21 protein-coding genes and 1 pseudogene are annotated in these 25547 nt (G+C 63.3%); 12 read left to right on the top strand and 10 right to left on the bottom strand.

Features of this window, described 5'->3' with window-relative positions:
• Positions 1-1284 (bottom strand): annotated as a pseudogene (locus tag ABZE94_RS09160) (extracellular solute-binding protein); the annotation flags it as partial.
• Between the two features lie 71 nt (positions 1285-1355).
• On the bottom strand, positions 1356-3185 hold the full coding sequence (locus tag ABZE94_RS09155) for an extracellular solute-binding protein (protein ID WP_372875223.1): 1830 nt from the start codon (positions 3183-3185) through the stop codon (positions 1356-1358).
• Positions 3186-3331: 146 nt separating this feature from the next.
• Between ABZE94_RS09155 and ABZE94_RS09150 the strand changes: the two genes are divergently transcribed.
• On the top strand, positions 3332-4777 hold the full coding sequence (locus ABZE94_RS09150) for an HDOD domain-containing protein (RefSeq protein ID WP_372875221.1): 1446 nt from the start codon (positions 3332-3334) through the stop codon (positions 4775-4777).
• Between the two features lie 11 nt (positions 4778-4788).
• On the opposite strand, the gene ABZE94_RS09145 is transcribed toward ABZE94_RS09150, so the two are convergent.
• Positions 4789-6342 (bottom strand): LysM peptidoglycan-binding domain-containing protein, encoded by a 1554-nt coding sequence (locus tag ABZE94_RS09145; protein ID WP_372875220.1) that lies wholly within the window; start codon positions 6340-6342, stop codon positions 4789-4791.
• A gap of 100 nt (positions 6343-6442) precedes the next feature.
• On the bottom strand, positions 6443-7216 hold the full coding sequence (gene gloB / locus ABZE94_RS09140; protein ID WP_372875219.1) for a hydroxyacylglutathione hydrolase: 774 nt from the start codon (positions 7214-7216) through the stop codon (positions 6443-6445).
• A 76-nt stretch (positions 7217-7292) separates the two neighbouring features.
• Here gloB and ABZE94_RS09135 point away from each other — a divergent pair, with 76 nt between their 5' ends.
• The 4 genes from ABZE94_RS09135 to ABZE94_RS09120 all read left to right on the top strand — a co-directional run bounded on the left by ABZE94_RS09135 (position 7293) and on the right by ABZE94_RS09120 (position 10744).
• On the top strand, positions 7293-8051 hold the full coding sequence (locus tag ABZE94_RS09135; RefSeq protein ID WP_372875218.1) for a methyltransferase domain-containing protein: 759 nt from the start codon (positions 7293-7295) through the stop codon (positions 8049-8051).
• 49 nt (positions 8052-8100) lie between these two features.
• A complete protein-coding gene (gene rnhA, locus ABZE94_RS09130) occupies positions 8101-8553 on the top strand; it encodes a ribonuclease HI (protein WP_318960969.1) in 453 nt (150 codons plus the stop codon).
• Complete coding sequence (gene dnaQ, locus ABZE94_RS09125) at positions 8546-9274, top strand: DNA polymerase III subunit epsilon (RefSeq protein ID WP_372875217.1); 729 nt, start codon at positions 8546-8548, stop codon at positions 9272-9274. The genes rnhA and dnaQ overlap by 8 nt, the downstream gene beginning before the upstream one ends.
• A gap of 237 nt (positions 9275-9511) precedes the next feature.
• Positions 9512-10744: a DUF3422 domain-containing protein gene (locus ABZE94_RS09120; protein WP_372875216.1), complete on the top strand. Its 1233-nt coding sequence runs from the start codon at positions 9512-9514 to the stop codon at positions 10742-10744.
• Positions 10745-10894: 150 nt separating this feature from the next.
• On the opposite strand, the gene pfkB is transcribed toward ABZE94_RS09120, so the two are convergent.
• A complete protein-coding gene (pfkB, locus tag ABZE94_RS09115; protein WP_372875215.1) occupies positions 10895-11848 on the bottom strand; it encodes a 6-phosphofructokinase II in 954 nt (317 codons plus the stop codon).
• A gap of 338 nt (positions 11849-12186) precedes the next feature.
• Here pfkB and ABZE94_RS09110 point away from each other — a divergent pair, with 338 nt between their 5' ends.
• The 4 genes from ABZE94_RS09110 to nudC all read left to right on the top strand — a co-directional run bounded on the left by ABZE94_RS09110 (position 12187) and on the right by nudC (position 18064).
• Positions 12187-14457, top strand: coding sequence for an Orn/Lys/Arg decarboxylase N-terminal domain-containing protein (locus tag ABZE94_RS09110; protein ID WP_372875214.1), 2271 nt, complete (start codon positions 12187-12189; stop codon positions 14455-14457).
• Between the two features lie 239 nt (positions 14458-14696).
• On the top strand, positions 14697-15509 hold the full coding sequence (locus tag ABZE94_RS09105) for a crotonase/enoyl-CoA hydratase family protein (protein ID WP_372875213.1): 813 nt from the start codon (positions 14697-14699) through the stop codon (positions 15507-15509).
• Between the two features lie 44 nt (positions 15510-15553).
• The gene (locus ABZE94_RS09100) at positions 15554-17233 is read left to right on the top strand and encodes a ferrous iron transporter B (protein ID WP_372875212.1); all 1680 of its coding nucleotides are present in this window, start codon (positions 15554-15556) and stop codon (positions 17231-17233) included.
• A complete protein-coding gene (gene nudC, locus ABZE94_RS09095; RefSeq protein WP_372875211.1) occupies positions 17234-18064 on the top strand; it encodes an NAD(+) diphosphatase in 831 nt (276 codons plus the stop codon). It begins immediately after the preceding gene.
• An 11-nt stretch (positions 18065-18075) separates the two neighbouring features.
• On the opposite strand, the gene ABZE94_RS09090 is transcribed toward nudC, so the two are convergent.
• Positions 18076-18855, bottom strand: coding sequence for a TSUP family transporter (locus ABZE94_RS09090; protein WP_372875222.1), 780 nt, complete (start codon positions 18853-18855; stop codon positions 18076-18078).
• 106 nt (positions 18856-18961) lie between these two features.
• Between ABZE94_RS09090 and ABZE94_RS09085 the strand changes: the two genes are divergently transcribed.
• Positions 18962-19609 carry a hypothetical protein gene (locus ABZE94_RS09085; RefSeq protein WP_372875210.1) on the top strand — a complete coding sequence of 216 codons (648 nt, stop codon included), beginning with the start codon at positions 18962-18964 and terminating at the stop codon, positions 19607-19609.
• A 110-nt stretch (positions 19610-19719) separates the two neighbouring features.
• On the opposite strand, the gene ABZE94_RS09080 is transcribed toward ABZE94_RS09085, so the two are convergent.
• The 4 genes from ABZE94_RS09080 to ABZE94_RS09065 form a co-directional block, all read right to left on the bottom strand.
• Positions 19720-20487 (bottom strand): SDR family oxidoreductase, encoded by a 768-nt coding sequence (locus tag ABZE94_RS09080; RefSeq protein WP_372875209.1) that lies wholly within the window; start codon positions 20485-20487, stop codon positions 19720-19722.
• A 37-nt stretch (positions 20488-20524) separates the two neighbouring features.
• Positions 20525-21592: a phosphotransferase family protein gene (locus tag ABZE94_RS09075; RefSeq protein ID WP_372875208.1), complete on the bottom strand. Its 1068-nt coding sequence runs from the start codon at positions 21590-21592 to the stop codon at positions 20525-20527.
• A 470-nt stretch (positions 21593-22062) separates the two neighbouring features.
• Complete coding sequence (locus ABZE94_RS09070; RefSeq protein ID WP_090500715.1) at positions 22063-22377, bottom strand: SCP2 sterol-binding domain-containing protein; 315 nt, start codon at positions 22375-22377, stop codon at positions 22063-22065.
• A gap of 58 nt (positions 22378-22435) precedes the next feature.
• Positions 22436-23146, bottom strand: a complete 711-nt coding sequence (locus ABZE94_RS09065) for a histidine phosphatase family protein (RefSeq protein WP_372875207.1) — start codon at positions 23144-23146, stop codon at positions 22436-22438.
• Positions 23147-23358: 212 nt separating this feature from the next.
• Here ABZE94_RS09065 and sohB point away from each other — a divergent pair, with 212 nt between their 5' ends.
• Both sohB and ABZE94_RS09055 read left to right on the top strand, forming a co-directional pair.
• Positions 23359-24378 carry a protease SohB gene (gene sohB, locus ABZE94_RS09060; protein ID WP_372875206.1) on the top strand — a complete coding sequence of 340 codons (1020 nt, stop codon included), beginning with the start codon at positions 23359-23361 and terminating at the stop codon, positions 24376-24378.
• Positions 24379-24473: 95 nt separating this feature from the next.
• Positions 24474-25466 (top strand): YhdH/YhfP family quinone oxidoreductase, encoded by a 993-nt coding sequence (locus tag ABZE94_RS09055; protein WP_372875205.1) that lies wholly within the window; start codon positions 24474-24476, stop codon positions 25464-25466.
• Positions 25467-25547 lie beyond the last annotated feature (81 nt).

Here is a 25547-nt window from a genome sequence, read left to right as displayed (position 1 = left end):
GCGGTTGGTCCATTCGAAGTCGAACAGCAGGCCTAGCGCCTCGCGTACCCGTTTGTCCTGGAACAGCGGGCGGCGGGTGTTGAAAATGAAGCCCTGCATGCCGGTGGGGTTGTGGTTGTCGATCTCTTCCTTGATCAGCTGGCCATTGGCCACGGCCGGGGTGTCATAGGCGGTTGCCCAGTTTTTTGCACTGCTCTCCAGCCAGTAATCGAAGTGCCCGGCTTTCAGGGCTTCGAGGGCCACGGTGTTGTCGCGGAAGTAGTCGAATCGCATGGTGTCGAAGTTGTAGAAGCCGCGGTTGACCGGCAGGTCCTCGCCCCACCAGTTCTTGACCCGCTCATAGCGAATCGAGCGTCCGGCTTTGACCTCGGCAACTTTGTAGGGGCCGCTGCCGAGCGGAATCTCCAGATTGCTTTTGCTGAAATCCCGTTTGGTGGGCAGTACCTGCAGTTGCTTGAGTGCGGGCAGCAGGCTCTCGGCGCTGCCCTTTTTCACCTCGAGGTGCAGGGTTTGCCGGTCTGGCGCGTCATAACCGGTGATCGATGCCAGGGGCTTGAGCGCTTCGCTGGGCGCATCGGCTGCCGCCTGCAGGTTGAGTTTCAGCAGCTCGGCGTCGAGTTTCTCGCCACGGACCAGGCGCGCATCCTCGTGGATGCGCAGGCTCAGGCTGGCCTTATCGGGGGCTACGACGATGTCGACAATGTGCTCGTCGCCCAGCAGCGGTTGTTGCGCTGCGTCGCGCTCATCCAGTTCGCTCCACCAGTGCTTGGGCAGTACCGGCAGTTGCCCGAGAATCAGCGGCAGTTCGCGGTTGCCCGCATGCTTGAAGATGAAGCGTACCTGGCGGGGACCTTCGACTTCGGCCCGTTCGACATCGGCATAGTAGGCGCGGTAGCTAGGCGCGCCATGGGTCATCAGGGTTTCGAAGGTGAACTTTACGTCCTCGGCGGTCACCGGGCGACCGTCGTTGAAACGGGCCTCGGGGCGCAGGTAGAAGCGTACCCAGCTGTTGTCTGGGGCTTTCTCGATCTTTTCCGCGAGCAAGGCGTACTCGGTGAAGGGTTCATCCAGGCTGTGGCGAGTCAGGGTGTCGTAGATCAGGCCGATATCGTCGGCCGCCACACCTTTGTTGATGAAGGGATTGAGGCTGTCGAAACCGCCGAAGCCGGCCTGGCGAAGGGTGCCGCCTTTCGGCGCGTCGGGGTTCACGTAATCGAAATGTTGGTAGTTTGCTGGGTATTTCGGCGGTTCGTCGTACAGGGTCAGGGCGTGCTTGCCTGCGGCCTGGGCCAGGCCGGCCAGGGCGAGCAACGCGATGGTGCTGCCATGCAGTAGAAATGAGCGCAGAGGCGGCGTCATCGGGCATTCTCCGTGGGTTTCAGCCACCAGGTGCGCAGGCCCAGGGTATAGGGCGGCGTGGTGACGAAGGCAAACCGGTTGCGGTAGGCCAGGCGGTGATAGTTGATGTACCAATTGGGGATGGTGTAGTGCTGCCACAGCAGCACCCGGTCGATTGCGCGGGTGGCGGCGATCTGTTCATCGCGGGTTTGCGCCGACAACAGTTTGTTGAGCAGGGCATCGACCACCGGATGGTTCACCCCGGCGTAGTTCTTGCCGCCTTTGACCGTTGCCTGGCTGGAGTGGAAGTACAGCCATTGCTCCAGGCCCGGGCTGAGGGTTTGAGGCAGGGTCAGCAGAATCATGTCGAAATCGAATTGATCCAGGCGTTGTTTGTACTGCGCGCGATCGACGGTGCGCAGGTTGGCCTGGATGCCGATGCTGGCAAGGTTCTCGGTGTACGGCTGAAGGATGCGCTCGAGGTTCGGGTTGACCAGCAGAATCTCGAACTGCAGCGGCTGGCCCTTGGCGTTGAGCAGATACTGGCCGGACGGTTTCCAGCCGGCGTCGGCCAATAGACCGAGTGCGCGGCGCAGGGTTTCCCGGGGGATGCCGCGGCCATCGGTTTTCGGCATTGCAAAGGGTTCGCTGAACAAGCGTTTCGGCAGTTGCTTGCGATAGGGCGACAGCAGCAGCCATTCGGCACCCTTTGGGGTGCCGGTGGCGGAGAACTCGCTGTTGGGGTAATAGCTTTTGGCGCGCACATAGGCGCTGTTGAACAGTGCGCGGTTGGTCCACTCGAAATCGAACATCAGCCCCAGGGCTTCACGTACCTTGCGCTCGGCGAAAGTCGCGCGCCTGCTGTTGATGAACAAGGCCTGGGTCTGCGTGGGGATCTGGTGCGGGATCTCGGCACGAATCACCTCGCCACGCGCCACCGCCGGGAAGCGATAGCCATTGGCCCAGTTTTTTGCCTGGTGCTCGATATAGAAGTCGAATACACCGGCCTTGAACGCCTCGAAGCCGACATGGGTATCGCGGTAGAACTCCACCTCGACCCTATCGAAGTTGTATTTGCCGCGATTGACCGGCAGTTTCTCCCCCCACCAATTCTTCACCCGTTCGAAGGTCAGGCTGCGTCCCGGGTTGACCTGGGTGATGCGGTAGGGACCGCTGCCCAGGGGCGGCTCGAACGTAGTGGCCTTGAAATCGCGGTCTTTCCAGTAATGCTGCGGCAGTACCGGCAATTCGCCCAGGCGCAGGATCAGCAGCGGATTGCCCGAGCGTTTGAAGACGAAGCGGATGCGATGGCGATTGAGGATGTCGACCCGCTTCACTTCCTGCAGGCTGGTGCGGTACTGCGGATGGCCCTCTTTGAGTAGCAGCCGATAGGAAAACGCCACGTCGTAGGCGGTGATCGGTTTGCCGTCATGAAAGCGTGCTTGCGGGCGCAGATTGAACACCACCCAGCTGCGATCTTCGCTGTACTCGACCGACTTGGCGATGAGGCCGTAGCTGGAGGTGGGCTCATCGCCGGAAGGGTCGTAATAGCCGGTGCCGGCCATCAGCGGTTCGTTCAGCCCGGTGACGCCGTACTGGAGGAAATTGGCGGTGGAAATCGGGCTGGTGCCCTTGAAGGTGTAGGCATTGAGGGTGTCGAAGGTGCCCATGCCCATGAAGCGCATCGTGCCGCCTTTCGGGGCGTCGGGATTGACCCAGTCGAAGTGGCTAAAGTTGGCCGGGTATTTCAGCGCACCAAACTGCGCATAGCCGTGGCTTTCGCTGACGGTCGCCCACGCGGGATAGCCGATGACCAAGCTGAGGATTAGCGAGAGGAGGGGACGTATCAAGTGAAAGATCCGATCCGGAGCGGCTTTTGGGCTTCTTGTCCGGTACAGTAACAGCTTGTATCCGCAGGAAAAAGGCCGAGTCTATTGGCAGGGTATGCTGGCATTATTACTCTCTTTCGATTAATCACAGCGAGGCCTTGAACTTGGATATACGTAGCCATGGTCTGCAGTCATGGATTGATCGTCTGAACCAAGCCGAATTGCCGGCCCTGGCCGCAGTGGTGCAGGATTTGCAACGCTTGGCGCAACAGGAGCACGCGTCTGTGCAGCAACTGGCGGACGTCCTGCTGCGCGATGCGTCGCTGACGTCCAAGGTGCTGCGTGTCGGCAATAGTGCCTATTACAACCCTTCGCAAGAAACCATCAAGACCATCTCGCGGGCCATCGTCCTGATCGGCTTCGACAATGTACGCCTGATCAGCCTCTCCGTGAGCCTTATCGATGGCTTGCTCACCCGTGCTCCGCGCGAGCAGCTGCAGGAGTTGCTCGCGCGCTCGTTTCATGCGGCCGTACAGGCGCGCAACATTGCCGGCTACGTGCTGTCACGGCATGAGGAGGAGGTTTTCATCGCGGCTCTGCTCTATCACTTGGGCGAGCTGGCCTTCTGGGGCTGTGGCGGTGAGCAGGCGGACGAACTGGCCAGTGCCCTGGCCCAGCCGGGCGTCGATGTAGAGGAGGCGGTGCGTGCGGTGCTGGGTACCAGTTTCCGCCAATTGACCCAGGGGCTGGTGAAGGGCTGGAACATCGGCGAGATTGCCAGCTTGGCGCATAACAGCGCCAACCATAACGACCCGGCAGTGCGCGCCGTCAGTCTGGGCGCGCGGATCGGCGAGGCGGCGCTCACAGGCTGGGACTCGCCGGCGATGGAGGCCCTGGTCGAAGAGATGGCGAGCCTCATCGGCGTCAGCCCGCAAGAGGCCATGCAGCAGATATTGGCGAGTGCCGATGAAGCGGTCAAGGTGGCCGCGACCTTTGGCGCCAGTCAACTCTGCCGGCTGATCCCCAATACCGATCCGGAGCAGATCCGCCTGCAGCAGGAGCAGCGCAAGGCGCGCCTGTTGCAACCCAATCTGCAGGTGCTGCAACAAGCCCTGCAGGATCTGGGGTTGCTGGCATCTCGCCGCGGCGATCTCGGCTTGATTCTCGACACCCTGCTCAAAGGCCTGCATCAGGGTGCTGGGCTGGAGCGGGTGATGCTGGTGGTGCTGGCCGATGGACAGAGTTGTTTCCGGGCCAAGCGGGTGGTCGGCGAGGGGACCGAGGGCTGGATGAGCGATTTCCTGCTGCCGGTCGAGCAGCGCGAGCAGCCGCATATATTCAGCTACGTACTGCGCAACAAAGAAGCCTTGTGGATGGGCGTGCCCGCCAGCTACAGCCTCAACGAACTGGTGACCCAGCCGATACGTCAGCGGCTCGGCCAGGGCATGTTCTTTATTGCCCCGCTACTGGCGGGCAACCGCAAGATTGGCGTGATCTATGCCGATAACCGGGTATCCGGGCGCGCGTTGAAGCATGAGCAGTTTGTTGCCTTTCAGCGCTTTAGCCAGCTCACCAGGCGTTGCCTGGAGGCGCTGACCCAGCGCGCCTGAAGGCTGCTCGATCAGGGTAGGCGCAGGGTCAGGGTCTGCCCTGGCTTGATGGCGCTGCCGGCGCGCGGATTCCAGCGCTGCAGGTGCCGCATCTCGACCTTGAAGCGCTTGGCGATGGCGTACAGCGAATCACCTTTGCGCACCTTGTAATAGGTGGTGTCGCGTCCGTTGGCGTTCGCTGTCGTTGGCGACTGGCCGCCGTGCAAGGCCAGGATCCGGCCGACACGCAGGCTGTTGCCGGTGATCTTGTTCCAGCGTCTTACCTCTTGCACCGAGACCTGGTGGGTCTTGGCTATTTGCCAGAGGCTGTCACCACTCTTCACCCGATAATTGCGTGAGCCGCCGGCGCGCGCGGCAACTGGCTGGAACAGCGGCTCTTTCGGTGTGACGCCCGGCTGTGCAGGTATGCTGAGTACCTGGCCGATGCGCAAATGATTGCCGGACAGCTGGTTGATGTCTTTGAGGGTGCCGACCGTCAGGTGGTAACGGTTGGCGATGCCGCTGAGGCTGTCGCCCGAGCGGACGCTGTACTGCTGCCAGTCCACCAGGTCCTGCGCTTTCATCAGCGACAGGTTGGCAGCCAGCAGCTCCGCCTTGGCGGTCGGCACCAGCAGGTGTTGCGGCCCGTCCAGGGTGATGCGTCGTTTAAAGGCCGGGTTGAGCTGGTACAGTTCGTCTTCGTCCAGGTCGGCCATGGCGGCGACCCTGGACAGGTCCATGCGCTGCTTGAGCACGACCTTCTCGAAGTAGGGCTCGTTGGCGATCGGCTCGAGGTCGACACCGTAGGCCTCCGGGGACATCACTACCTGTGACAGGGCCAGCAGCTTGGGCACGTAATTCTGCGTCTCCTTGGGCAGTGACAGGTTCCAGTAGTCGGTCGGCAGGCCGAGTCGCTGGTTGCGCTCGATGGCCCGGCTGACGCGGCCTTCGCCGGCATTGTAGGCGGCCAGGGCGAGCAGCCAGTCACCGTTGAACATCTCATGCAGGCGTGACAGGTAGTCCATCGCCGCATTGGTCGACGCCGTGACGTCGCGGCGGCCGTCGTACCAGTTGGTCTGGCGCAGGTTGAAATGCAGTCCGGTGGACGGGATGAATTGCCACAGGCCGACCGCATTGGCGTGGGAATAGGCGAAAGGGTTGTAGGCGCTTTCGATCATCGGCAGCAACGCCAGCTCCATCGGCATGTTGCGTTCGGCCAGGCGTTCGACGATGTAGTGAATATAGGGGCTGCTGCGCTCGCCGGATTTCTCGATGAAAGCAGGGTTGCTGACGAACCACAGGCGCTGCTGCTCGATGCGCGGGTTGATGCCAATCTCGTCCTGCATTTGATAGCCGTCGCGAACACGCTGCCAAATGTCGTCGGGCTCCACCGGGGCGAGACTGGCGTTCAGCCAGATGGGTTCGCGCTCCAGGCCCACGGTCAGATCGGTGTCGCGGCCGCTATCCTCGGGACCTTTTCCCGTGGTCTGGCAGCCGGCCAGGGTTGCGCAAAACACCACCACCAGCGCCTGTGCGCCTTGTGCCAATGCCTTTAAATTCAAGGTCTTGCGTGGTGATAGAGGCATTGGTTGGTTGAGGCTTCCCGAGACAAAGGTCGGACGATTCTAGAAACCGATGCCGGGGTGGTCAAGTTTTAACCACTTTTTTGCAGGTTAATCGACTTTTTTAGAAATTATCCTTCCATGCTCTCAGGCGCGCGAACACTTCGCTGGGCGAACGTTGTTGCAGGCCGTCATGCTCATCGATCTTTGCCTTGACCGCTTCTACGGTCGTGCGCAAAAAAGGGTTGGTCGCGCACTCCTGGGCCAGGCTGGACGGCAGGCTGATCCGCCCTTCGGCGCGCCAGGTGCTGACTTCCTTGAGGCGCTGGGCGATCTGCGGGTTGTTTGGCTCGACCGCCTGGGCGAAGCGCAGGTTGCTCAAGGTGTACTCATGGGTGCAGTACACCTGGGTTTGCCCGGGCAGGGCCGCCAGGCGGCTGAGCGAGTCGTGCATCTGCGCGGGACTGCCTTCGAACAAGCGGCCGCAGCCGGCGGCGAACAGGGTATCGCCACAAAACAGCCAGTGCTGCTCGGCCTGGTAATAGGCGATATGCCCCAGGGTATGGCCGGGTACTTCGATCACGCGAAAGCGCTGACCGAGCACCTCGACCTCGTCGTCTTCGCGCAAGGCCAGATCGCGCGCGGGGATATGCTCCTGCGCCGGGCCGAGTACCCGCGCCCCGGTGGCCGCCTTCAACGGCTGGATGCCGCCGACATGGTCGGGGTGATGGTGGGTGATCAGAATATCGCTCAATTGCCAGCCCGGGTGGCCGTTCAGCCAGGCCAGTACCGGCGCCGCATCGCCGGGGTCGACCACTGCGCAGCGGCGCTGTTCGGGGTCTTGCAGCAACCAGATATAGTTGTCCGAGAAGGCGGGCAGGGCGTCGATCTTTATCATCATGCAGGTCGCTAAGCAGGTCATAAAGGTGCATCTTAGAACTCATTGGCAGTGCTGACTACGCAGGTAATCCTTTATGTCCGATTATCCTTTCGCCCAGGCCGATGCCGACTGGCTCGAGCTCATCGGCACGGCGCGCCGCTGGTTCAATGGACCTTACGGGCAGTTGCTGCTGGAGGGCGAGCAGCGCCTGCTGGAAGAGGAGCTGGCGCGTTTCTTTGGCGGCTACATGGTGCACTACGGCCCCTCCGCGCAAGCCTCGCCGAATGCCGTGCAGATCCAGCGCAGCGTCCGGGTCGGCGCGCCCTTCAGCGGAGTGGAGATCGTCTGCGAGGAGCAGGCCTGGCCGCTGACCGAGTACGCGGCCGATGTCGTGTTGCTCCAGCATGGCCTGGACTTCAGCCTGTCGCCCCATGGCTTGTTGCGTGAGGCGGCTCACAGTGTGCGCCCGGGCGGCCATCTGCTGGTAGTCGGGATCAATCCGATGAGCGCCTGGGGCGTGCGCCACCTGTTTGCCCGCGATGCCTTGCGGCAGGCCCGCTGCATTGCGCCCAATCGAGTCAGTGACTGGCTGCACCTGTTGGGTTTCGCGCTGGAGAAACGCCGCTTCGGGTGCTATCGTCCGCCGCTTGCTTCCACTGCCTGGCAGGCTCGTCTGGCTCCGCTGGAAGCCTGGGGCGATGCCTGGCAATCGCCGGGAGGCGGCTTCTATATATTGGTCGCGCGCAAGCTGGTGATCGGCTTGCGTCCGTTGCGGCAGGCGCAGCGAGCGCCGATGGGCAAGCTGGTTCCCATGCCGGTAGCCAAGGTCAGTCGCCGCGAGCCGAAGCCTTAAGTCTGTTGTAGGGCCTGCCGAGCGGAATTTATTGAGAGATTGGCTCTGCATGAATGAACAAGTCGAGATTTACACCGATGGTGCCTGCAAGGGCAATCCCGGCATCGGTGGCTGGGGCGCGCTGATGATTTTCAAGGGTGTGGAAAAGGAGCTCTGGGGCGGCGAAGCCGAGACCACCAACAACCGCATGGAACTGACTGCGGCGATTCGCGCTTTGGCCGAGTTGAAGCGTGCCTGTGACGTGCGTCTGGTGACCGACTCGCAATACGTCATGCAAGGTATCCAGGACTGGATGCCGAACTGGAAAAAACGCGGCTGGAAGACCGCCGCCAAACAACCGGTGAAGAATGCCGATCTGTGGCGCGAGTTGGACGAGCAGGTCAATCGGCACAAGGTGACCTGGCAGTGGGTGCGCGGCCATACCGGTCATCCCGGTAACGAGCGTGCCGACCAATTGGCCAACCGTGGCGTCGAAGAAGTGAGAGGGCTGCAGCGTGCGTAGCGTCGTACTGGATACTGAAACCACCGGCATGCCGGTCGCCGACGGTCACCGGATCATCGAAATCGGTTGTGTCGAACTGATGGGCCGGCGCCTGACCGGGCGGCATTTCCATGTCTACCTGCAGCCGGATCGCGAGATCGACGAGGGCGCCATTGCGGTGCACGGCATCACCAACGATTTCGTCCAGGACAAGCCGCGCTTCAAGGAAGTGGCCGACGAGTTCTTCGAGTTCATCAAGGGTGCGCGGCTGATCATCCACAACGCGGCGTTCGACGTTGGCTTCATCAACAACGAATTTGCCCTGATCAAGCAGCAGGATCGCGCCGATATCAGCGAGCATTGCTCGATTCTCGATACCCTGCTGATGGCCCGCGAACGTCATCCGGGGCAGCGCAACAGCCTCGATGCCCTGTGCAAGCGTTATGGCGTCGACAACTCCGGCCGCGACCTACACGGCGCCTTGCTCGATGCCGAGATCCTCGCCGATGTCTACCTGACCATGACCGGCGGGCAGACCAATCTGTCCCTCGCCGGCGATGGCTCCGAGGGCGACGGCAATGGTCGCCAGCAACCCAGCGCGATTCGCCGCCTGCCTGCCGAGCGCTCGCCTACCCTGGTGGTGCGCGCCACCCAGGCCGAGGTCGAGGCGCATGCTGCGCGCCTGGCGGCGATCGAGAAAGCGGCCGGCGGCCCGGCGCTGTGGGCGACGCTCGAGCCCTAGCCGGCAAACCGGCTCGGCAGCGCCCGCCAGCAGGACCTGTTGCCGGTGTCCAGCGGCAAGCAGCGGCGCAGCGTGCGCCTGAAGGCGCCGCCGATCATCGAGCCGCAGCGCTGGCGAGTGCCGGTCGTTCGTCGGTGGTGGCCACCGCTGTGCATTGGTCATGCGGATGTGTCCAGCGGTGGGCGGGGTGAGTCTAGAAAGTTCTAGTTCACCTTTTTCGCACCGCAGAGAGTTGCCATGCACCCGCTACGAGAAAGCCTGCACGATGAGCTGCATGCCCGGCCGTCGATCTACTTCGACGGCCCGGCCCATGTCTACCATTTCGCCTTGCTGGATGACGGTGTTTGCATCGATCCGATCATCGCCCAACTCGAAGGGCTGGCCGATCGGCACAGCCATGGCGCCTCGCGCCATGGCCTGCTGCGGATCGACGGCTATCCGTTCAAGTGGGAGCGCCACAGCGAGTTCCTCTCCCTGACCTGGGTGGTGCCGCGCACGTCCCGGGCACCGTTCTGGGCCGAGCTGCCCGAGCCGCTGCGCGGCCTGCTGCAGACCCATCAGGCGTTGATCATCAATGCCCTGGTGGTACTGGTCGAAGACGCGCAGGAGGCGCTGGACGATCCCGCCGCTTACGGTTTCAAGGATCCCGCCGGCTCCCATGTGGGCGGTGGCGATGCCACGGTATGGAGCGATTTTCGCCTGTCGGAGCAGGGCTTCAACCGCATCCTGCTGATCAATCGGGGCCTGAATGCCTACCGCCTCGGCCGCATGATCCGCCGCCTGCTGGAGATCGAAACCTATCGCATGCTCGCCTCCATGGCCCTGCCCACCGCACAGAACATCGGCGTCACCCTGCAGGAGCTGGATCGCAGCCTGATCCGCCTGGCCGAGCGCAATGCCGGGGCGGGCAATAGCGAGGCCAAGGAACTGCTCGACGCCCTCACCGAACTGTCCGCTCGCCTGATGCGTTGCGGTGCTGCCTGCCGGCCACGTTTCAGTGCCGCCGAGGCCTATGCGCAGATCGTCTTCGAACGCATCGGCGAACTGCGCGAGAGCCATGTCGGCGGCAGTCAGCGACTCGGCGTGTTCATCGAGCGGCGCTTCAAGCCGACGGTGCGCTATTGCGCCGCCACAGAGCGCCGCCTCGACCGCCTGGCCAGTGGCATCGCCAACCTCGGCGACCTGCTGCAGGCACGGGCCCAGGTGGAGGTGGAAGAGCAGAATAGCGAGATCCTCGAGAGCCTCAATGCGCGCACCAGCACCCAGCTGAAAATCCAGAAGGCGGTCGAAGGTTTCTCCCTGATCGCCATCAGCTACTACCTGGTCGGCCTGCTCAAACTCACCCTGGAAGGCCTGGCGGCGCTGGGCACACCGTTCTCCAGCAAGGTGCTGTTCGCCGTGCTGGCGCCGCTGTTTCTGCTGACCCTGCTGCTGCTGGCCCGGCGCCTGAAAGTCGCGGCCCGACATTAGGCGGTCGGCCGAGACTACCGATCTGCCGGGCTTCGCGCCTAGGGTTGCCGGCGGCGCTCCGCTTGGGGCGTAGCGACAGCCCGTCAGGCTTTGTGCCGCGCCGCTGAACCCATGGTGCCCTGCCTGTGGCGAGTGGCGCCCCGCGGGCGGCTAGTCCTGCGCGCCAGCGACGGCGCGGGCCTGCAACCAGGCGAACAGGCGTTCGGTATCGGCACGCCGGCACAATTCGCTGCCGGCGGTAATGATCGCCGCGCTGCCGGCGGCAACGCCGTAGCGTGCCGCCTCGCTCAGGCTCGCGCCCTGGGCCAGCTTGAGGGTGACGGCGCCAACCAGGCTGTCGCCGGCGCCCACCGTGCTGAGTTTTCTCACCGTCGGCGCGGTGATCCGCTCGGTCAGCTCGCGGGTCGCCAGCAACGCGCCCTGGGGCCCGAGCGAGACCAGCACGGCGGCGCATTTGCCAGCCTCGACCAGGCTGCGGACCACCCCGACCAACTGATCCGAGTCGTCGATGTCCTCGCCACTCAGGGCGCGCAGCTCCTTGAGATTGGGCTTGATCAGGTACAACCCGCCGAAGTCCAGCGCTTGGCGCAATATATCGCCCGAGCTGTCGAGGATGCTGCGGGCGCCACGTTGCGCGACGGTCTGCAGTAGGCGCGGGATGAAGTCCGCGGTGATCCCGGCGGGCAGGCTGCCGCTGATCACCAGGTAGTCCAGCTCGGGCAGGTCCTCCAGCACCTTCAGCAGTTGCGCCTGCTCGGCCTCGCTCAGGCGTGCACCGGGCAGAACGAAGCGGTACTGCTGGTCGCTGGCCTGCTCCATCACGTTGAGGCATTCGCGGGTCCAGGCGTCGATAGGCACGGTTTGGCACGGGACGTCTTCGGCGACCAGCAGCTCGGCCAGGTGCTGGCCGGTGGGACCACCGGCCGGGAACAGCGCCAGCGCACTGCCGCCGAGTTGGTGAATGGCCCGGGCGACGTTGATGCCGCCACCTCCGGGCGCATAGTGGGGTTCGCTGCAACGCAGTTTGGCGTCAGGGCAGAGGCGCGCAATGCTGGTGGCGCTGTCGAGCGCCGGACTGAGGGTCAGGGTCACGATACTGGTCATGCAAACCTCCCAGGGCCGCTGGCTGCCCGTCCTGGCCGCGCCCATTGGCTGGCCTCTAGGATTAAAGATAGTGCCTGGGAGGAGGGGTTGGCACTGAACAGGCTATGAAAACCTCCCGCAACTGCGGCGCTCGATTTTTCACAAGTTCTGGCGGCTGCGGTCACCGCCGGGTTGTCGAGACCCGGAAATACGCGACTCGATAGGGCCGCAGATTCTGCAATGATTCAAAAATGCGACAAAGCATTACCGAGGTCGACGGCCCTGTTTCCTAAAAGGCCATGGCATGGTGTTTACTGAGTGCCGTTGCCCAATCGCTCAGCGGATGCCGGATTGCCCCCATGTATAAAGACCTCAAGTTTCCCGTACTGATCGTGCACCGCGACATCAAGGCCGACACCGTGGCCGGCGACCGGGTGCGTGCCATCGCCGCCGAACTGGAACAGGACGGTTTCAGTATCCTCTCCACCGCCACCTCGGCCGAGGGGCGCATCGTCGCCTCGACCCATCACGGCCTCGCCTGCATCCTGGTGACTGCCGAGGGGGCGGGGGAGAACAAGCACCTGCTGCAGGACATGGTCGAGCTGATCCGCATCGCCCGGCGGCGAGCGCCGCAGCTGCCGATCTTCGCCCTCGGCGAACAGGTGACCATCGAGAACGCGCCGGCCGAAGCCATGGCCGACCTCAACCAGTTGCGCGGCATCCTCTACCTGTTCGAGGACACGGTGCCGTTCCTCGCCCGCCAGGTCGCCCGCGCCGCGCGCAACTACCTGGACTGCCTGCTGCCGCCGTTCTTCAAGGCGCTGGTGCAGCACACCGCACAATCCAACTACTCCTGGCACACCCCCGGCCATGGCGGCGGGGTGGCCTATCGCAAGAGCCCGGTCGGCCAGGCGTTCCACCAGTTTTTCGGCGAGAACACCCTGCGCTCCGATCTCTCGGTGTCGGTGCCGGAACTCGGCTCGCTGCTCGATCACACCGGCCCCCTGGCCGAGGCCGAGGCCCGGGCGGCGAGCAACTTTGGCGCCGACCACACCTACTTCGTGATCAACGGCACCTCGACCGCCAACAAGATCGTCTGGCACGGCATGGTCGGTCGCGACGATCTGGTGCTGGTCGACCGCAACTGCCACAAGTCGATCCTCCACGCGATCATCATGACCGGCGCGATTCCGCTGTACCTGTGCCCGGAGCGTAACGAGCTGGGTATCATCGGGCCGATTCCGCTGTCCGAGTTCAGCCGCGAGTCGATCCAGGCGAAGATCGACGCCAGTCCCCTGGCCCGTGGCCGGGTGCCCAGCAGCAGCGGGGCCATGGTCAAGCTGGTGGTGGTGACCAACTCGACCTACGACGGGCTGTGCTACAACGCCGAGCTGATCAAGCAGACCCTGGGTAACAGCGTCGAGGTGCTGCATTTCGACGAGGCCTGGTATGCCTATGCGGCCTTCCACGAGTTCTATGCCGGGCGCTATGGCATGGGCACGACCCGCTCAGCCAATGCGCCGTTGGTGTTCAGTACCCACTCCACGCACAAGCTGCTGGCGGCGTTCAGCCAGGCCTCGATGATCCATGTACAGGATGGCGGTGCCCGTCAGCTGGATCGCGATCGCTTCAACGAAGCCTTCATGATGCATATCTCGACCTCGCCGCAGTACGGCATCATCGCTTCGCTGGATGTGGCCTCGGCGATGATGGAAGGCCCGGCGGGGCGTTCGCTGATCCAGGAAACCTTCGATGAGGCGCTGAGTTTCCGTCGTGCCCTGGCCAACCTGCGGCAGAATCTCAGTGTCGACGATTGGTGGTTCGGTATCTGGCAACCGCCCCAGGCCGAGGGCGTCGACGAGGTGGCGACCGAGAGCTGGCTGCTGCAGCCGCAAGCCGACTGGCACGGCTTCGGCGAGGTGGCCGAGGATTACGTGCTGCTCGATCCGATCAAGGTCACCCTGGTGACCCCGGGCCTGACCGCGGGCGGCAAGCTCGATCAGTGCGGGATCCCGGCGGCGGTGGTCAGCAAGTTCCTTTGGGAGCGTGGCCTGGTGGTCGAGAAAACCGGCCTGTATTCCTTCCTGGTGTTGTTCTCCATGGGCATCACCAAGGGCAAGTGGAGCACCTTGCTCACCGAGTTGCTGGAGTTCAAGCGCAGCTATGACGTCAACCTGCCGCTGACGGTCGCCTTGCCCTCGATCGCCAAGGCCGGCGGTGCTCACTATCACGGCATGGGTCTGCGCGACCTGTGCGATGCGCTGCACCGTTGCTACGGCGACAACGCCACGGCCAAGGCCATGAAACGCATGTACACGGTGTTGCCGGAAGTCGCCCTGAGGCCGGCCGATGCCTACAACCAGCTGGTGCGCGGCGAAGTCGAGGCCGTGCCCATCGAGCGGCTCGACGGGCGCATCGCCGCAGTCATGCTGGTGCCCTATCCGCCGGGTATCCCGCTGATCATGCCGGGCGAGCGCTTTACCCCGGCGACCCGCTCGATCATCGATTACCTGGAGTTCGCCCGCACCTTCGACTGCAGCTTTCCCGGCTTCGACGCCGACGTGCACGGCCTGCAACGCAACGAAGGGCCGGACGGCAACGCCTACACGGTGGACTGCATCAAGCTCTGAAGAGGCGACTGGCGCGTTGTCGGCTGGACGGCGCGCCAGCCGTCACCGCCTTGCCGGACTATCTCCACTAGATCAAGTGGTTACCGCCAACAGTCAAAACGCTGCTCAAGTCCAATGGCGTGTTCTGCGTCACAGAGGCCGGCATCGACATTTAGGCCGTGCTTGTTATAGTTGCCCGGCTGTAATCACAAGAATGTCTCTGTGCGCCTGCGCGCCGTTTGCTGCTGAGGATGACTGCCGTGTCCGACTACCAAGCCTTTAGTGTCGAGTTGGCAGATAAGATCGCCCACGTGGTGATCGACCGCCCGGAAAAAATCAACGCCATGAACGCCGATTTCTGGACGGAGATCATCGAGATCTTTCGCTGGATCGACGCCACGGACGAGGTGCGGGTGGTGGTGCTGTCGGGTGCCGGCAAGCATTTTTCCTCCGGTATCGACCTGATGATGCTGGCCCAGCTGGGCAGTCAGATGGGCCCGGATGTCGGCCGCAACGCGGAAAAGCTGCGGCGCAAGATCCTCGAGCTGCAAGCCTCGTTCAATGCCGTCGACCAGTGCCGCAAGCCGGTACTGGCGGCGATCCAGGGCTACTGCCTGGGCGGTGCCATCGACCTGATCGCGGCCTGCGACATGCGCTATGCGACGGTCGATGCGCAATTCTCGATCAAGGAAATCGACATCGGCATGGCCGCCGATGTCGGCACCTTGCAGCGCCTGCCACGGATCATCGGCGACGGCATGATGCGCGAGCTGGCCTTCACCGGGCGCACCATCGGCGGCGAAGAAGCGCGCAGCATCGGCCTGGTCAATCGCACCTTCGCCGACATGCCCGCCTTGCTCGAGGGGGTGATGGGCATTGCCCATGAAATCGCCGCGAAATCCCCGGTGGCGGTGCGCGGTACCAAGGAAATGATTCGCTACATGCGCGACCACCGGGTCGACGATGGCCTCGAGTACATCGCCACCTGGAACGCCGCGATGCTGCAATCGGTCGACTTGCGCGTGGCCATGGCCGCGCACATGAGCAAGCAAAAGCCGGAGTTCGCCGACTGATGCGAGCACTGTCTTCTCTACCGGCGCGGGAGGCGCACTAGCGCATGGTTTCTGGAGCCACGTCACTCAGTTTGGTGCGTAACGAACTGTTCACCACCATGGAGGAGGCCGAGTCGAGCCTCGAGCATTTCATTGCCGAGCGGCATAACGGCAGCCTGCTGCAACAGGCGGTGGAAAGCCTTCATCAAGTCCGCGGCACGCTCAACCTGGTCGAGTTGACCGGCGCCGAGTTGCTCGCTCAGGAAGTGCTCGAACAGGCCACCGACATCCCCGCCGGTGCCGGCGAGGAGCGCGATGTGCAGCTTTCGGCGCTGAGCAACGCACTGCATGTGCTGCGCCGTTATCTGGAAAACGTCGAGCTGCACCGCCAGGAAATGCCCGAGTTGCTGCTGCCGGCAATAAATGACCTGCGCCAGGCCGGGGGCCAGTCGGCGCTGCCGGAAAGCTTCTTCTTCAGCGTACGCCTCGACCATGCGCGTCCGCGCACCGCGCCGGCCGCCCTGGATGCGGCGGCCAAGGAAATCGAAGGACGGCGCTTGCGCCAGATGTATCAGGTGGGCTTGCTCGGTTTCATCCGCGAACAGAATCCGCAGGCCAGCCTGAAGCTGATGAGCCGGGCCATGAGCCGGCTGGACAGCCTCTATGCCAACGAGCCGCGGGGCCGTCTGTGCTGGATCGGCGCTGCGGCGGTGGAGGCGCAGCTCGAGGGTCAGCTACTGACGCGCAAGTCGCGCAAGCAACTGTTCTCGCGGATCGATCGTGAACTCAAGCAAGTCCTTGCCAACAGCCTGTACGAGACACCGCGCAGCCTGCTCAAGGAACTGCTCTATCTGGTGGCCCTGGCCGACAGCCGCGGACCTTTGGTCACGCCGGTGCGCGAGCTGTTTGGCCTGACTTCGCTGCCTTTCACCGATCACCTGCTGGAAGAGGAATACCAGCGTCTGGCCGGCCCTGGGCAGGAGGTCATGCGCTCGCTGAGTTCGGCCATTCGCGAGGAGCTGACCAGCGTCAAGGACATGCTCGACCTGATCGAACGGGGCACCGTGCAGGCGGAAAGCCTCGGCAACCTGCACGCTTTGCTCGGCAAGCTGAGCAAGACCCTGGGCATGGTCGGCCTCAGTTCGGCGGGCAATGCGCTGAATGCGCAACTGCAGACGGTTGCTGGCTGGAGCGAGGCGCGCGCCCCGCAACAGCAGGAGCTGCTCAAGCTGGCCGATGCCGTGCTCTATGTCGAAGGTATGGTCGCCAGTCTGGAACGTGGCGAGCGGCGCGACCACAGCGCCGGGTCGCTGGCGCCGGGCAAGGAGCTCGAATCCTTCGCCTATTACCAGCTCAACGAGGCCCGCATCGTCGTGGTCGACGAGGCCCGCGGCGGCCTGGCGTTGGCCAAGCGCGCGATCACCGCCTACCTGGAGGCCGACGGCGACCGCATGCACCTGTCCAATGTACCGTTCAGCCTGCAGGCGGTGCGCGGTGGCCTGTGGTTCCTCGGCCAGGAGCGGGCGGCCTTGCTGGTCGGCGCCTGCGCCGAATATATCCAGAAGCAGATGTTCGAGGCGCCGCAGATGCCTTCCGAACAAATGCTGGAAACCCTGGCTGACGCACTCAGCAGTCTCGAATACTATCTGGAAGCGGGCGCGGTAATGCGCCCGGAAACCCAGCCCAGCGTGCTCGACCTGGCCGCAGACAGCGTGCGCGCCCTGGGCTTACCGGTAGCCGCATAAATGACCCAGCGTTGGCAGCCCGCCTTACTCGACAGCCAGCAGCCCGGTGGCTGGGCCCTGGTACATTGCCGTCAGCAGTTTCTGGCGGACAGCAACGGCGTGTTGTTTCCGCGCGAATGGCTGAAAAAGCAGGAGCTGCCGATTCTGGCCGAGCATGGCATCGGTCATTTCGACGGCGATGCCATCTACCTGCTGGAGTTGCAGCAACCGGTCGATATGCCCGGTTGCAGCTGGCAAAGCCTGCGTCAGTTCATGCTGCAAGGCGATGCCGACATCTTCAGGATGCTCGGCTACGCGACGCAGATCGGCACCTGGGCGCGCCAGCACCGGTTTTGCGGCAGTTGTGGCGAGCCTATGGCGCATTTTCCCGGCGAGCGCGCGATGCATTGCCCGCGTTGCGAGCTGCACCACTATCCGCGCCTGTCGCCGAGCATGATCGTGTTGGTCACCCGCGGCGATGAAATCCTCCTGGCCCGCTCGCCGCGTTTCGTCCCCGGCGTCTACAGCACCCTGGCCGGTTTCGTCGAGGCGGGCGAGTCGGTCGAACAGTGCGTGGCACGTGAGGTGCACGAAGAGGTCGGGGTCGAGATCAAGAACCTGCAATACCTTGGGAGCCAGGGCTGGCCGTTCCCGCATTCGCTGATGCTCGGCTTCCACGCCGAATACGCGGCCGGCGAGATCGTCATGCAGGTCGACGAGATCGAGGATGCGCAGTGGTTCAGCGTGCACCGGTTGCCGCCCTTGCCGGCGCCACGCTCGATCGCCCGCTACCTGATCGACGTCTATGTGGCGCAGCGGCTAGGGCTGCCGGCGCCGTCGCTGTTGGGGTAGTCGGATAACCCCTACGCCAGGCCGAACCAGTGCTGCCAGGCCAGCCGCGCGGCGAGGGCCAAGACCATCAGGATGAACACCGGGCGGATGAACTTCGAGCCGCCGCGGATTGCCGAGCGCGCGCCGAGAAAAGCCCCGGCCATCAGGGCGATGCCCATGCTGATGCCGAGCACCCAGGCGACTTGCCCGGCGACGATGAACACCACCAGGGCGCAGGCGTTGCTGACGAAGTTCATGCTGCGGGCCACGCCGCTGGCGCGGACCAGATCGAGCGGATAGAGCAGCAGGCTGCTGACCGTCCAGAATGCCCCGGTACCCGGCCCGGCGACGCCATCGTAGAAGCCCAGGCCGAGGCTTTGCGGCCACTGCCGGCCCTGGGCAATGGGCGCATCGACGCTGAGCGGTGCCGCCGGGGTGCGACCGAACAGCAGGTAGAGCCCGCAAGCGAATACCACCACCGGCAACAGTTGGTTGAGCCAGGCCGCCGGCAGCCAGTGCACCAGTGTGGCCCCCAGCAGGGCGCCGACCGCGGTACCGATCAGCGCATTGCGCCAGGGCAGGGGGGCGAACAGCTTGCGCCGGTAGAAGGTGTAGCTGGCGGTGGCCGAGCCGAAGGTGGCGCAGAGTTTGTTGGTGCCCAGCACCAGATGCGGCGGCAGACCGGCCATCAGCAGGGCCGGAATGGTCAGCAGGCCGCCGCCGCCGGCAATGGCGTCGATGAAGCCGGCGACGAAGGCCACCAGGGCGAGAATGGCCAGGGCTGCCGGGTCAACGGCAAGCTCGAAAGGCAAGGGCATGGAAAAGACGACCTGTGTCCGATTGTGCAGCGAAGCTGCTGTTCGCTGGCGGGGTTGCTGCGCATAATGCCGGGATTTTCACGGACAAGGAACCGACTCGATGCAATACGACGGTCTGGCATGGGCGACGGCGCTGCTGGCATTGCTGGCGGTGCTGGTTGCCGCACGAATCCTGTTCGCTCGCCACTGGTTTCTCGGTTGGTTGCGCGGCACCTGCGGCCTGGCTTTCGTGGCGCTGGCCGGCTTCATCGGCCTGGTGGCCTACGACCTCTACCGCTATACGCCGCTGCCAGAGGGCAAACCGCTGGTGACCTTGAGCTTCGAGGCCGATGGCCCACGTTATCGGGTCAACCTGCTGGAGGGCGGCAGCGAGCGTAGCGTGCTGTTGGAGGGGGACTTGTGGCAGCTGGATGCGCGGTTATTGCGATGGCAGGGGCTCGCGGCACTGATCGGGCTGCAGCCGGGCTACCGCCTGGAAAAACTCTCGGGGCGTTTCCTCGCCATCGAGCAGCAGGAGCAGGCTCAGCAGGCTCAGGTCGAGCTGGCCCGCAGCCCCTACGGCGTCGACCTGTGGCGCTGGCTGCGCCTGGGCCAGCACGACCTGTTCCTGTTCGATGCCCAGGCACGCCGGGTCACCTACCTGCCGATCGCCGACCAGGCGGTCTACAGCGTCAGCCTGACGCCGACCGGCCTGCTGGCGCAGCCGATGAATCAGGCGGCCAAACAGGCGCTGCAGGATTGGCAGTAGCGTGCGCCGAATGGGCAGGCGAAGATCCGCTTGAGGTCGCCCCGGCTGAGGGGGTTGAACGCAAATAAAAAGGGACCCGAAGGTCCCTTTTTGCTGGGCACCGATCTTTATCAGGACAGGAAGCCGCCATCGACGTTCAGCGCCACGCCGGTGGTGTAGCTGGAGGCGTCGCTGGCCAGGTAGAGCACGGCGCCGGCCATTTCGCTCGGATCGGCCACGCGCTTGAGTGGGATGCGTTGCAGCGCCAGGTTGAGGATGGCGTCGTTCTTGGTCAGTGCGGAGGCGAATTTGGTGTCGGTCAGGCCCGGCAGCAGGGCGTTGCAGCGGATGCCGAACTGCGCGCATTCCTTGGCGAAGACCTTGGTCATGCTGATCACTGCGGCCTTGGTCACCGAGTAGATGCCCTGCATCTCGCCCGGGGATACGCCGTTGATCGAGGCCACGTTGACGATGCTGCCGCCGCCGTTTTCCCTCATCAGCTTGCCGCCTTCGATGGACATGAAGTAATAGCCGCGGATGTTGACGTCGACGGTCTTCTGGAAGGCCGACAGGTCGGTGTCCAGGACATTGCAGAACTGCGGGTTGGTGGCGGCGTTGTTGACCAAAATGTCCAGGCGCCCGAACTGCTCGCGGATCTGCGCGAACACGTTGCTGATCTGCTCCATTTCGCCGATATGGCAGGCAATCGCGGTGGCCTGGCCGCCGTCGGCGGTGATCGCGTCGGCGACGGCCTGGCAGCCGTCGATCTTGCGGCTCGAGACGATCACGTGGGCGCCCTGCTGGGCCAGCAGTTTGGCGATGGCCTCGCCGATACCGCGGCTGGCACCGGAGACGAAGGCGATCTTGCCGTCGAGGTCGAACAGTTGGGTCTTGGACATGGACTTTTCCTTTCTGGTTGAAGGCCTGTTCGGCCGATTACAGCTGCGACTTGGCGATGACCTGCAGGCTCATCTGCTCCAGCAGCTTGTTCATCTGGATGAACTGGGCGAAGCGTTTGTCCTGGGTCTGGCCGTGGTAGTAGCGGTAGTAGATCTGCTGGACGATACCGGCCAGGCGGAACAGGCCGTAGGTGTAGTAGAAATCGATGCTCTGGATCTCGATGCCGGCGCGTTCGGCATAGTAGTCGGCGAACGCCTGACGGCTGAGCATGCCGGGCGCGTTGCTCGGCTGACGGCGCATCATTTGCACCGGCGCCGGATCGTCGGCCTCGATCCAGTAGGCGAGGGTGTTGCCCAGGTCCATCAGCGGGTCGCCGATGGTGGTCAGTTCCCAGTCCAGCACGCCGATGATCTGCATCGGGTTGCTCGGGTCGAGGATCACGTTGTCGAAGCGGTAGTCGTTGTGCACGATGGCCGGCTTGGGGTGGTCGGCCGGTATCTTGTCTTTCAGCCAGGCCTTGACCGGTTCCCACAGCGGCGCATCAGGGGTCAGGGCCTTCTCGTAGCGAGCGCTCCAGCCACCGATCTGGCGCTCTACATAGCCCTGCGGCTTGCCCAGGTCGCCGAGGCCGCAGGCTTCGTAGTCGACGTTGTGCAGTTCGACCATCTTGTCGATGAAGCTCTTGCACAGCTGGCGGGTCTTGTCGGCATCGAGGTTCAATTCGGCCGGCATGTCGGAGCGCAGGATGATGCCGTTGATCCGCTCCATTACATAGAATTCGGCACCGATCACCGCCTCGTCCGTGCAGTGCACATAGGCTTTCGGGCAGTAGGGGAAGGCGTCGTAGAGCTGGTTGAGAATGCGGTACTCGCGGCCCATGTCATGAGCGGATTTGGCCTTCTGGCCAAATGGCGGTCGGCGCAGGACGAATTCCTTCTCGGGGTATTCGAGCAGGTAGGTGAGGTTCGATGCCCCGCCGGGGAACTGGCTGATCCGTGGCTCGCCAGTCAGGCCGGGAATATGCGCCTTGAGGTACGGGTCGATGATCGCAGCGTCGAGCTCTTCGCCCTCGCGGATGCGAGTGGACTGGTCAGTAAGCGCCATGCTTATCCCTTCTACTTATGATGGGTGCCCTAGGGTCTGTTGCCGTTTCAGCGCAAGCCGCGTTGCTGCGCAAAATCTCGCCAGGCTAGGCGGAGGACGCAGGGAATGACGTTCCCTTGCCAAGTCCTCCAACAACGCATGGCGAGATTTTGTGCGCAACCCGAAGGGCCGGGCCCGTTTTGCCGCGAATGCTGCGTTTCTCGACGCTCATTTGGAATGCCAAACTTCGCGTCTCGTGCCTTGCCTCGCGGTAAAACGGGCTCCGGCGCGGTCGTGCTGAAACGGCAACAGCCCCTAGATTATTGGCTAATCTAATGCTGCACCCTGGCCGTAACAAGTAATACACGCCGTTATAGGTGGTCGTGTTGCCGCTTGATCAAGCAGCCTGATTGATCTGCCGACAAGCCTGCAGGCAAAAAAAACCGGAGCGCGGGGCCCCGGTTTTTTCGGTCAGGCTGCTGCCGTGAAGCTTAGACCGGGAACAGTTCACCCAGCTTCATGGCCAGCATCATGTCGCCTTCGGCGCGCAGCTTGCCGCCCATGAAGGCCTGCATGCCATCGGTCTCGCCGCTGGTGATGCCTTTGAGGGTTTCGCTGTCCATGATCAGGGTCACGTTGGCGTTGTCGGCATCGCCTTGCTGGACGTCGCAAGTGCCGTCCTTGATCACCAGGTAGTGGTTCTCGCCGTCTTCGATGTTGAACTGGAACACCAGGTCCAGACCCGCAGCGGCAGAGGCGTTGAACTTGGACTGCATGGTATTGATGATGTCTGCAACGCTCATGATGTCTTCCTTTGTTTTCAGGGTTTTTTCTCGCGCCCGCATGGGCGCGCTAGGCCGGAGCTCAGCGATAGGTGATGAGTTCCGGCTCCTTCAGCAGCTGCAAATGCACATGGCTGTTGAAGGAGGCCAGGCTCACTTGGCTGCCGCGAAATTTCAGGCAGCTCAGTGAAGTGTTGACGATTTGCCAGTTCAGCTCGAAGGCCTTGGCGGCCGACACGCCGGTGATCAACTGCAGCAGCGCGGTGATGGTGCCGCCGGAGGTGAAGACTGCGATGTTCTGTTTGCTATCGGCCTGTTGCAGCAGGCGGGTCAGCCCGCCCTGGACCTGTTCGACAAAAGCCGGCCAGCTTTGCAGGCCGGGTTGCTCGTGGTCGCCGGAAATCCAGCGGCCGATCAGCAACGAGAACAGGCGTTGGAACTCGGCGCGGTTCTGCGCCCCGTTGCGCAACACGTGCAGGGCTTCGGGTTCCTGCTCGAGCAGGCCGGGAAGCAGGCTGCGAATCACCGCGTCGGCATCGAACTCGTCGAAGGCGGCATCGACGTGCAGATCGGGGACTGCCTGGCCGCTGCTGCTCAGCTGCTGCATCGCTGCATTGGCGGTGTGCTGCTGGCGGCGTAACGCACCACTCAGGCTGCGATCGATGCGAATGCCGAGATCAGCCAGGTGCGCGCCGAGCGCTTCGGCCTGGCGAATGCCGATGGGCGATAGCACATCGTAATCGTCGGCGCCGAATGAGGCTTGACCGTGTCTGATCAGGTAAATACTGCCCACGTTTGCCACTGTCCCGGTTCGCTGAAAGTTCGCCGAGCGTATGGGGATCGGCTAGGCCTGTCAACGAAAAAACATACGCTTGTTTGAATATATGGCCTGCCATTCATGGCGGCGTGCCAGGCAACTGGCCGCCAGCCGATGGCGTCGGTATGCTTGCTGCACACGAGCGCCGATAGGCACTGGGCGCTGGCATGAACAATGAGGGGAAATGCGTGGAGTTTTTCGCGGAATATGCGGCCTTTCTGGCCAAAACGGTCACTCTGGTAGTTGCTGTTCTGGTGATCCTGGCGGCAGCCGTTGTGGCACGCAGCAAGGGCCGGCGCGTTGCCGGGCAGTTGCAGGTGGACAAGCTCAACGACTTCTACAAACAGCTGCGCCATCGTCTCGAGCATGCCGTGCTGGACAAGGATCAACTCAAGGCGGCGCACAAGGAAGAGGTCAAGGCGGCCAAACTGGAGAAGAAAGCCGGGGTGCACAAACCCCGGGTATTTGTCCTGGACTTCGATGGCGATCTCAAGGCCTCGGCCACTGACAGCTTGCGCCATGAAATCACCGCCTTGCTGAGTCTGGCCACACCTCAGGATGAAGTGGTGCTGCGCCTGGAAAGCGGTGGTGGCATGGTGCACAGCTATGGCCTGGCCAGCTCGCAACTGGTGCGTATTCGCCAGGCGGGCATCCCGCTGACCATCTGCATCGATAAAATCGCGGCCAGCGGCGGCTACATGATGGCCTGTATCGGCGAGAAGATCATTTCCGCCCCCTTTGCCATGCTCGGTTCGATCGGCGTGGTTGCCCAGTTGCCCAACGTGCACCGCCTGCTCAAGAAGCACGACATCGACTTCGAGGTGCTTACCGCCGGCGAGTACAAGCGCACCCTGACCATCTTTGGCGAAAACACCGACAAGGGCCGGGAGAAGTTCCAGGAAGACCTGGAAGTCATCCACGAACTGTTCAAGAACTTCGTCGCCCGCTATCGGCCGCAACTGGATATCGACGACATCGCCACCGGCGAAGTCTGGCTGGGCCTGGCCGCGCTGGAAAAACAACTGGTCGATGAACTCAAGACCAGCGACGAATACCTGGCCGAACGGGCCAAGCAGGCCGAGCTGTTTCACCTGCACTACGCCGAGAAGAAGAGTTTGCAGGAGCGGGTCGGTCTGGCGGCCAGCGTCGCCTTGGACCGTTTCAGCCTGAATTGGCTAGGCCGCCTCAATCAGCAGCGTTTCTGGTAGCCGGCCATTTTTAACGGCCCTTTCTTTTATCGAGAGGGGCCACGCAGGTGGTTTTTCAACGGCCTGCTGATCCACTTTTACCCAGGGGGATGATGATGACCACGTTCACAGCACTGCAGGCCCGCGCAAGCGCGACGGGTGAGTTCGAGCAAGCGATTGTCCAGCGCACCATCGGTGAGCTGCCGGCCGGCGAACTGTTGATTCGGGTCAGCTACTCGTCGTTGAACTACAAGGATGCCCTGTCCGCCAGCGGCAACCGTGGTGTGACCAAGCATTTTCCGCATACCCCGGGCATCGATGCCGCAGGCGTGGTCGAGCAGTCGAGCGTCGCCGAATTCAGCGCGGGCGATGAAGTGATAGTGACCGGCTATGACCTGGGCATGAATACCGCGGGCGGCTTCGCTCAGTACATTCGGGTTCCGTCGGCCTGGGCGCTGAAACGGCCGCAAGGCTTGTCCCTGCGTGAGGCCATGGTGCTGGGTACTGCGGGTCTGACCGCGGCGCTCTGCGTCGACAAACTGGAGCAAGCCGGCGTGCTTGCGGACGCCGGCCCAGTGCTGGTGACGGGCGCGACCGGTGGCGTGGGCAGCGTCGCCGTGGCCTTGCTGAGCAAGCTAGGCTACAGCGTGGCGGCGTCCACCGGTAAGGCCGAGCAGGGCGAGTTCCTCAAGGGCCTGGGCGCCCGGCAAATAGTTCTGCGTAGCGAACTGCAGGAAGGCGCGGAGCGCCCGCTGCTCAAGGAGCAATGGGCGGCTGCGGTGGATACCGTCGGCGGCGATATTCTGTTCAATGTGGTCAAGTCGCTGCGTTACGGTGGCAGCGCCGCCTGCTGCGGGCTGACCGCCGGGGTCGCGTTCAAGGGCAGCGTGCTGCCGTTCATCCTGCGCGGGGTCAACCTGTTGGGGGTCGACTCGGTCGAGCTGCCGTTGGTGGTCAAAGCCTCCATGTGGGACAAACTCTCGCTGCAATGGAAACTCGACGACCTCGAGCGCCTGGTTACTGAAGTCAGCCTGCAGCAGTTGCCCGAGGCCATCGGCCAGATACTCGCCGGCAAACTGGTTGGCCGGGTACTGGTGCGGGTGGATTGATAGGGCGCTGTACCATCTGGTGCATGGGGTATCTGTCCTCTTCTGTAGGAGCGGGCCATGCCCGCGATGCGTTTCGCGGGC

This window comes from Pseudomonas sp. (assembly GCF_041601375.1).
Classification (GTDB): domain Bacteria; phylum Pseudomonadota; class Gammaproteobacteria; order Pseudomonadales; family Pseudomonadaceae; genus Aquipseudomonas.
Note: the sequence above shows the minus strand (reverse complement) of the source record. Positions and strands in the feature narration are given on the sequence as shown.